Source organism: Candidatus Arthromitus sp. SFB-turkey, assembly GCF_001655775.1.
Lineage (GTDB): Bacteria > Bacillota > Clostridia > Clostridiales > Clostridiaceae > Dwaynesavagella > Dwaynesavagella gallinarum.
The window spans coordinates 1-9,745 of sequence record NZ_LXFF01000003.1; the positions used below are offsets into that span (position 1 = coordinate 1).

At 29.8% G+C, this 9,745-nt stretch carries 6 protein-coding genes and 1 pseudogene; 2 read left to right on the forward strand and 5 right to left on the reverse strand.

What is annotated here, in order from left to right; genetic code table 11:
• Window positions 1-47: 47 nt before the first annotated feature.
• Window positions 48-2,162, reverse strand: coding sequence for a ferrous iron transport protein B (feoB, locus tag A6P36_RS00145; protein WP_066760157.1), 2,115 nt, complete (start codon window positions 2,160-2,162; stop codon window positions 48-50).
• Window positions 2,163-2,171: 9 nt separating this feature from the next.
• Window positions 2,172-2,399 carry a FeoA family protein gene (locus tag A6P36_RS00150; RefSeq protein ID WP_066760158.1) on the reverse strand — a complete coding sequence of 76 codons (228 nt, stop codon included), beginning with the start codon at window positions 2,397-2,399 and terminating at the stop codon, window positions 2,172-2,174.
• A 143-nt stretch (window positions 2,400-2,542) separates the two neighbouring features.
• Here A6P36_RS00150 and A6P36_RS00155 point away from each other — a divergent pair, with 143 nt between their 5' ends.
• Both A6P36_RS00155 and A6P36_RS08020 read left to right on the forward strand, forming a co-directional pair.
• Complete coding sequence (locus tag A6P36_RS00155) at window positions 2,543-3,010, forward strand: metal-dependent transcriptional regulator (protein ID WP_066760159.1); 468 nt, start codon at window positions 2,543-2,545, stop codon at window positions 3,008-3,010.
• Window positions 3,011-3,090: 80 nt separating this feature from the next.
• Window positions 3,091-4,575, forward strand: a complete 1,485-nt coding sequence (locus A6P36_RS08020; RefSeq protein WP_066760160.1) for a hypothetical protein — start codon at window positions 3,091-3,093, stop codon at window positions 4,573-4,575.
• Window positions 4,576-5,135: 560 nt separating this feature from the next.
• On the opposite strand, the gene A6P36_RS00165 is transcribed toward A6P36_RS08020, so the two are convergent.
• From A6P36_RS00165 to A6P36_RS00175, 3 genes and pseudogenes are all read right to left on the reverse strand, one after another.
• Entirely contained in the window at window positions 5,136-6,284 is a 1,149-nt protein-coding gene (locus A6P36_RS00165; RefSeq protein WP_066760162.1) for a hypothetical protein, read from the reverse strand.
• A gap of 29 nt (window positions 6,285-6,313) precedes the next feature.
• Window positions 6,314-8,404, reverse strand: coding sequence for a hypothetical protein (locus A6P36_RS00170; protein ID WP_066760163.1), 2,091 nt, complete (start codon window positions 8,402-8,404; stop codon window positions 6,314-6,316).
• 50 nt (window positions 8,405-8,454) lie between these two features.
• A pseudogene (locus A6P36_RS00175) lies at window positions 8,455-9,745 on the reverse strand (hypothetical protein); the annotation flags it as partial.

A 9,745-nucleotide genomic window follows, 5' to 3' on the forward strand; every position in this document is an offset into this window, starting at 1 on the left:
TTATAAATCAATTATTTATTTTCGAAAAAAATAAGTGTGAAATTTCTTCACACTTTAAATATAATACGTAAAATTATATTAACAAAAAAACACACTATAAATGCAACACAAGTTGGAATTAAAAATGATAATATCGTCCACTTATTACTTCCTGTTTCCTTTTTTATTGTCCATAAAGCAGTTGAACATGGAAAATGTAAAAGAGAAAATAACATTGTATTTATTGCAGTAATTATTGTCCATCCATTATCCCTTAAAATCATTCCTAAAGAATTAACTGTATCAAAATCAACAAGAGTTCCTGTTGATAAATAACTCATTAAAAGTATTGGCATAACTATCTCATTTGCAGGTATACCTAAAATAAATGCAGATAATATAGATCCATCAAGTCCTATTAATTTCCCAATTGGATTTAAAAATTGTATTATATAATTTATTATGCTAACATCATTTATAAAAATATTGGCCAAAATCCATATAACAATTCCAAATGGTGCTGCAACCATAACGGCTCGTCCTAAAACAAATATAGTTCTATCAATTAGCGATGTATATAAAATTGTTTTTAATTTTGGTTTCCTATACGGAGGAAGTTCTAAAGTAAATGATGAAGGTTCCCCTTTTAATAATGTTTTTGAAAGAATATGAGATATTAAAAGAGTTACACAAACTCCAATTATTATAATAATTGTTACAATTAATGCTGTAATAATAGAATTAAATAACCCACTTGTTGTAACTGAAAAAAATATTGATGATAACACTATTATTGTTGGAAATCTACCATTACATGGAACAAAATTATTAGTAATAATTGCAATTAATCTTTCTCTTTTAGATTCAATTATTCTTGTTCCAATAATTCCTGCACAATTACACCCAAATCCCATACACATTGTTAAACATTGTTTACCATGACATCCTGATTTCTTAAATAAATGATCCATATTAAATGCCACTCTAGGCAAATAACCAAGATCCTCTAAAAATGTAAACATAGGAAAAAATATAGCCATAGGAGGAAGCATAACAGAAATTACCCATCCTGTAACTCTAAAAAGTCCATAAACTAACATATCATGTAAAAATACTGGAAATTTCAAATAATTTAAAAGATCAGATAATTTCAATTCTAAAAAATTAAACATATTTGATAATATAGTTGAAGGAACATTAGACAAACTAATAGTAATAAACAAAATTATAGATAAAACTCCAAGCATTATAGGAATACCATATTTTTTAGATGTTACTATATCATCTATTTTTCTATCTCTTAAATGCTTGTCTCCTTTTTGAGATACATAATTCTTTTTTATATTTCTGCATTTTTCATATATTTTTTCAACAATATGTTCACGTATTTCGTTATTATTTATATTACTAAATTTTTTACGTAAATAATGTAATTTTTCATTTTCTTCATTTGTTAAATAATTTTTCATAAAATCAAAAAAATCATCATCACTATCTAGTATTCTAAGTGCTAACCATCTTTTATTTTTAAAATTCTCTAAAAAACATAATTCACTTTCTATTTTTGAAACATTTTCTTCAATGTCTTCCCCATAATTTAAATTCTGTACATTAAATTCATATTTTCCTTCTATAACATCACATATTTTATCTTTAAGTTCATCTATTCCTAAGTTTTCTTTAACAGAGGTAACCACAATAGGAATCCCAAAATTTTTCTCTAAATTTTCCACATTTACATTTATATTTTTGTCTCTAGCTTCATCATATAAATTCAAACAAAGTATAATCTTAGTATTCATTTCAAGCACTTGAAAAAATATATTTAAATTTCTTTCAATACAAGTCATGTCGCAAACTACAACTAAAACATCATAATGCCCAAAACATATAAATTCTCTCGAAACTTCTTCTTCTTGAGAATATGAAAAAATAGAATAAACTCCAGGTAAATCAATTATGCCATAATCTTTATCTCTGTGTTTATACTCTCCATAAGCATTTACAACGGTTTTTCCAGACCAATTTCCTGTATGTTGATGAAGACCTGTTAAAGTATTAAAAACACTACTCTTACCTGTATTAGGATTACCAACCAAACACACAACTCTTTTATTTTTATCTTTGGTATCAAAAATATCTTTCATAAATTCCTTCTTTGAAGCTACATTTGTAAGTCCCATAACTCCTCCTTAAATTTTTTTACCATAAATAAATTTCGATTCCTCTTCTCTAAGTGCAATCATAGCTCCTCTAACATCAAATACAGTTAAATTTTTTTTAGGTCCAATTCTTATAACCTCAATAATAGCTCCTCTAGTAAAACCAATAGATAACATTCTCTCTTTTTGATATTTCAAAAGATTAACTGATAAAATTTCTATAAAATCCCCTACTTTAAACTCACAAATACTTTTCATAGTTCAATCCTTCTTAAAAATAAATTTTAACCTAAGCTAACTTTTATAAATTATATGTGCTCATTTTAAAAATAGTTCTATTACATTTTAAATATCAAATATGAATAAATATTTATTAATTTAATTAAAAGAGGTTTGAAATAATGATTGAAGAAAAATTTTATACTTTTAGCGATTTCACAAGAAATATAAATAATTCTTTAACTCCATGTGAAGAAGATTACTTAGAAATGATATATAGAATACATCTTCAAACAAATTTACCTATTAGAGTAAATGACTTAGCAAATAAATTAAATGTTAAACCACCTTCTGTAACGAAAATGATTAAAAAATTATCTAACAAAAATATTATTTCTTTTGAAAGATACAAACATATTTTACTTTTAGATAAAGGGATAGAACTTGGAGAATTTCTAATTAACCGTCATAATACTATCGAAAAATTTTTAAAACTTTTAAACGCTAACATAAACCTTACATATGAAACAGAAAAAATTGAACATACACTAAGTAATGAAACCTTAAATAAAATAAATGTTTTAGTTAATTTTTTTGAAAATAATGAAAATATACTAAAATTTTTTCATGATTTCTCTCGCAACTATTAAAACTCATTTTGTTATCTCGATAATTTAAATATAACTATAGAATTTTTTGAAAATTTATATATATTTTTCGGAGGTAACAAATGAAAAAAAATCTAAAATTCCTTTCTGGTATTATAATGGCTTCTTTTATATCAAATATCACTGTAGATACTTCAAATTTTGCTAAAGCAAGAGTATCAAGAACAGTAGTTGTTAATGCAACATCAAACGATTTAAATAATAATTCAAATGATTCACAAGAAGAAATATCAACTAGATCTTCTGAAATAGAAGCTTTAAATGAAAATGCTGATTTAGAAACAACAAACGAAGAAGGTTTAACAGAAAATGAACCTCTTTTAGATGAAAATGGAAACGTAATAGAAGAAAATGAAGATTTAGAAGAGTCTCTTGAAGATGAAGATACAGATGAAGAAGATTCTGAAAGCGAAACAACAAATATTTTACAAATGTTAAATTCAGATGATAGCGTAACTGTAGATGAAATAGTCGACCTTGCTAAACCAATGTCTTACGGATTTGAATTTATAAATGAATTTGATACTACATTTCCCGATTTTGACCCTTTACGTGTACTTTCAGACATGGAAGGTGAACTAAATAGTTATGTAGATGTTAATTTAAATGAACCAAAAACTATAACTAAATATTTAAATGATAATACAACTACACCATCAATTTACTCTGAACAAAATACATGCAATATGTTACTAGGAGAAATAAAATCACTTCTTGAAGAAATAAATGAAGAAATAAGCTTAGAACTTCCTTCTACTATTTTTTCATTAATGCCTACAGTACTAGTATTCGAAGACACATACAAAATACTTTTTGCAGAATATAATTCAATAATTAATAGCAACTCTAAAAATCAAATATCTCTAAATATTTTATTAAAAGATGTAAAAGAAAACCTGGTGTCACTTTTAAAAACAATTAATGAATTTAAATCGCAATTACCTGATTTAATCGATACCTTAAATGAAGTAGCCGAATCTTTTGATTCATCAACTAATACTTCTGATAAAAATACAACTGATGATGAAGAATTAGATAAAGAACTAACTGAAGAAGATGGACTTATTGAAGAAAACATTGAAGAAGAAATAACTGAAGAAGATTCTGAAGAAGAAATAATCGAAGAAGATACTGAAGAGGAAATAACCGGAGAAGATGCTGAAGAAGAAACAACTGAAGAAGAGGTTGAAGAAGAAACAACTGAAGAAGAGGTTGAAGAGGAAGTAGATCCAAATTCAGTTATTGTATATTTTGGAGATCAAGGACAAGAACTTATTTATGATGAACGTACAAAAAAATACTATCAACTAGATCCAGAAAATCCTGATTCTGAAGACTTAATTGAATATAATGGAGAAGTTACTAAAATGACACTTGCGGAATATTTAGATACAGATTTATTCTTTGATAGTGAAGGAAATGAACTAATATATGATTTAGATACTAATAGCTATTTCCTATATAATCCTGAAACTGATGAATTTGTTGTATATGAAGGAGAAGTTACTAAAATGAAATTAAAAGATTTACTTGAATCAAATCAATAACAATTAAGAGATTGGAAGTTAACCAATCTCTTTTATTTTTTTATATACTTCTTAATTCTTTTTTCACTACCTTATTCAATTACCATATATTTTGAAGATCAAGCACAAGAACTTATTTATGATGAACGTACGAAAAAATACTATCAAATAGATTCAGAAAATCCCGATTGTAAAAACTTAATTAAATGTAATAAATAATTTACTAAAGTGACACTTAACAATATATTTAGACACAGATTTATTCTTTGATGATAAATTAAATAAACTAAATATATTTTAAATACCAGCGTTATTTCCTATATAATTCTGAAATTTATTGATTTGTTGTATATAAAAGAAACGTTACTACAATAAAATTAAAGATTTACTTGAATCAAACTAATAACAATTAAGAGATTGGACGCTAACCAATCTCTTTTATTTTTTTACATACTTCTTAATATTTTCTTCTTTGCCTCTCTTTCTTTATTGTTTTTCACTATTCCTTATCTTTCTTCATTCCATCTTTATTAATCAAAAAATTAATAAAGCTATCTTTTTAAAAAGATAGCTTTACTTTACTAGTTAGATAATTCTTCATAAATTTCAAACAAAAGCTCCATAGCTCCCTCATAATATTCGTCAGAAACTTCTCCACTTTCATACATTGAATTTAATACATCTTCATTAATTGTTCCATTTCTTATTCCAAAATCTAATAAAATAATCTCTTCAGCACTTAAAAACCCTTCTTCTACAAGTCTATGATTTTGAGCATCCTTCTCTGACATAAGCATATCTTCATCAACTTCAACATAATCTCCTCCAGTAGTTATTTGTTCTATAACACCATTAAATTCATCACTACCAAAATCAACATCTTTCAAACTCAATCTAACTATATTAGATTCAGAATCACTTTCTACAAACTCTTCATAACTCTCATCTGTATAACTAACATCATCATCTACAATGTCTTCTACTACTTCTTCTTCATTATTAACAATATCTTCAGTTACAACCTCTTCTACTATTTCTTCTTCATTGTTAACAATATCTTCAGTTACAATCTCTTCTACTACTTCCTCTTCATTATTAACAATATCTTCAGTTACAACCTCTTCTACTACTTCCTCTTCATTATTAACAATATCTTCAGTTACAACCTCTTCTACTTCTTCTTCAACTCCAAATCCACCAACATTTACATCTTTAGGTGGAGCTGTTGGTCTTTTTATGCTATTACGTCTTCTTGCACGAGCCATCGCTTCTTGTTGTTGCTGCTCTAAGACAGCTGAATTATCAGCAGAACTCATATCTATAGTCTTCCCTTCTTCTTCATCTTGCTCTTGAAGTCTAACATTATAATTAGGATCTTCCAACGCAGCTTGTATTCTTGCCTCTTCTGCTTCTCTTTCTGCTTGTTTTCTTGCCTCTTCTGCTTGTTTTCTCGCCTCTTCTTCTTGTCTTTTTTGTTCCTTAACAGCTTGATTCTGCATATTTTTCGCAGACTCAGTTTCATAAACTGATTGTCCTATACTAGCAGCTGTAGTAACCCCCGCCACAATGGCCATAATAATAGCTCCGATTAAAGCTTCAGATTCCTTTGGTTTTTGTCCACCAACAGCACAAGCTCCAGTTATACTTGCAACTGTTGCAAGCATCGCTGCTTTTTTCAAAACTTTTTTTCTAAGAGTATTTTCTTTTCCATTTCCACTTACATTTCCCATTTTTTTATCCTCCCTGATTAATAAAATTCCTATATTTTTCCACTTGAATTAAAACTATCTAAAAGTTTTAAAACAACCTCTAATTGTGCAGATGTTAATTGTCCATCTTTTTCCATTTGCTTAGCTATATTTTCATTAAGCTTTGCTGATAAAATTAAGTTAACTATTGCATCATACTCTCTTGCTGTAAAAATACCTTCTTCAACACTTGAATGTGAATGCGACTTAGCAAGCGCTTCATCATAAGCATTTTTATCATAAGCTTTATATCCATAGTTTCCACTTTGGTTTAAAACTTTCATTCCTCCAAACTGAGTATCGAGATGCATTCCTCCAAATCCTACTCCTCCTGATACTCCTTTAACTGTATTTATCTCTCCTGATGGGTGAAAATTACCATCTGAATCAAAATATCCACTTCCATCTTCTAAAACTAAGTTTCCATCTTTATCTACAGTTCCAATTCCATCAAGGTTTATATTTCCATCTTTATCTATAGTTCCACCTCCTGGTAAATGAAGATTTCCATTTTGATCTACCCAACTTCCATCTGGATAGGTCACAATTCCTGTTACCACATTTAATTCACTTCCATCTGGTAAAACTATAACTCCTCTATCAGGATCATACTTTCCTCCAAGTTGTGCTGCTAATTTTTCATATTCTTCTCTTTGCTGATTTTCCGCAAGCTGTTGTTGAGCTTTTATTGCCTCTTCCTGAAGCTCTCTTTGAGCTTCAAGAGATTTTTCTCCTTGTAAAATTCCAGCTACGGAAGTTCCTAAAAACGCTACAGTACTCACAAGTCCAATTACTCCCATAACTTTTCCAAATCTATCTTTACCACCTGTTTGAGTAGTATTAGTTGTATTATTTGTAGTGTTATTTGTTGTTGTACTTGAAACTCTTCTTGTATTTGTAGGGGTATCATCTCCCGCTAACGAATTTGAAGAACTTCCAGATGGTATATTATTTGGTTTTCCAGTATTGTTTGTGGCTCCTCCTGGTTTTGAAGTGTTTTGACCTGTACCACTTGTTCCTGGTTTCGAACCATTCTGACTTGTCCCACCTGTTGTGCTTCCTCCTGGCTTACTTGTAAGACTTCCACTTCCTGGTTTTCCTGCTGTACTTCCTGATGCACCTGCAGAATTTCCACTTCCTGAAGTTCCTGGTTTTGAAGTGTTTTGACCTGTACCACTTGTTCCTGGTTTCGAACCATTCTGACTTATCCCACCTGTTGTGCTTCCTCCCGGCTTATTTGTAAGACTTCCTCCTGGTTTTCCCGCTGTACTTCCTCCTGAGTTTGTTTGTGTTATAACTGGTTTTTTACCTGAATCTAAATTTGTATTACCACCTGGTTTATTTTGACTTAATCCATTTGTTGATCCTGTTGTCGTATTCCCTGTCTGTGGTTTTGATTGTGTTCCCGTATTTGGTTTAGGTGGAGCTGTAGTTGTTCCTGTGCCTGTTCCTGTATTTGGTTTTGATTGTGTCCCCATACCTGTTCCTGTATTCGGTTTTGATTGTGTTCCCATACCTGTTCCCATATTAGGTTTAGGTGGAGCTGTAGTTCCTATACCTGTTCCTGTATTTGGCTTAGGTGGAGCTGTTATTGGTTTATTAGTTGAAGGTGAAGGTGGTTTAGTACTTATAGGAGTATTCCCACTACCATTATTCATACCTTCAAATTTATTAACTAAAGTACCTGTATTTCCAGGTTTTATTGTACTTGTTCCATTATTAGGCTTATTTGTACTTGATGTCACTGGATTCTTTATCGTTGAATTATTTACTGGATTCTTTATCGTTGAATTATTTACTGGATTCTTTATCGGAGAACTTATTGGATTCTTTCCAATACCTACACTAGGTGAAACAGGTCTAAACCCTCCAGTGCTTCCCGCAAACATTCCACCAGGTTTTAATGATGGACTCTGAGGTCTTGTAGTCGGTACTTTCATCATTGCACTAACTTCTTTTACTTCAGGTAAATTTTGTATTCCAATTCCTGTAACTCCAACAAAAGCTGTAGCCATTGCTACTTTATTTAAAAATTTTTTTCTCTTAGAATCTACTTCTTTATCGTGTTTTACTTTTGTTTGATTCTCATCTTTAGATTTCATAAAATTTTATTCCTCCTTGAATAAATTCCCTCTCCCTTGAATGAATTAGGTTAAAAACTTCCTTTTGTTTGAAAATATTGAAGCATTTCAAGTGCAGCATTAGATTGTTCTAATGAAAAAATATCCTGTTCATACATATACTCAATTGTAAAAAAGTTCATCCTTCCAGCTTCTATATTTTCCTTTATAGATTGAAGTTCTCTATGAGTAAAAGTTCCATCAGAAATATATTTCTCAAATCTATCTTGATGTTCTAAAACTCTAGCTCTAGAAACACCGTTTTCATACAATATTTCTTCATCATCTGATTCAGAAGCATCTTCATAATACACAGCATAAGTGCTTTTTCTTGAATCATCAGTATTCTTTTCAATTAAAACTGCATCTTCAAATCTATCATCTTCTTCATCTTCTTCATATTCCTCATCTTCACTATCTTCATCGGAACTTTCATAATCCTCTACATAATTCCCATCTTTATCGTAATGTCCATCTTTATCAGATGGATAAAAATTTCCATCTTTGTCATAATATCCTGAACCATCTGATAAATGAAAATTCCCATCTTTATCTAAATATCCTGTTCCATCTGAATAATGGAAATTCATATCTTTATCGTAATATCCTGAACCATCTGATAAATGAAAGTTTCCATCTTTATCAACATATCCTGAACCATCTGATAAATGAAAATTCCCATCTTTATCTAAATATCCATCATCTGTTTCTTCTCCTGACTCTTGATTAACTTCATCAGAATTTCCTTGTTGAGCTGCATACATAGCTTCCTGAGCTTTTAACATTTCTCTATCATGTTCATGCTGTTTCTCTTGCATTTTTTGTTGTGCCTCTATTGATTCCTTTTGGAGCTTTTCTTGCAGCTTAGCACTTTCAGCTGCTTGAACCGCACCAGCAATTCCTGAAACTAAAAATCCTACTCCCATAACGTTAGATAATATAGCTGATCCAGCTTGAATTTTATCACCAATACTTGGTTTTGGCTTTAAAGTTTGATCTAATTCAGGTTTTTCACCTGTTCCAGGATTATTAGTATTTGCACCGTTATTTCCATTTGGTTTACTTGTACTACTACTATTACCACCTGTGTTTCCATTTGGTTTACTTGTACTACTGTTGTTACTACTTGAATTGTTTGATGAATTTGTTGGTTTACTAGGCTTATTTGTAGTAGTAGAGTTACCATTATTTTGAATTGGTTTGCTTGGTGCAGTTGGTTTATTACTTCCACTTGTCGTTGTTGTAGGCTTTTTTATAGAATTTCCGGTTCCTGAAGAACTTCCAGATGAACTTGATGAACCTCCACCTGGTTTTACTACATTA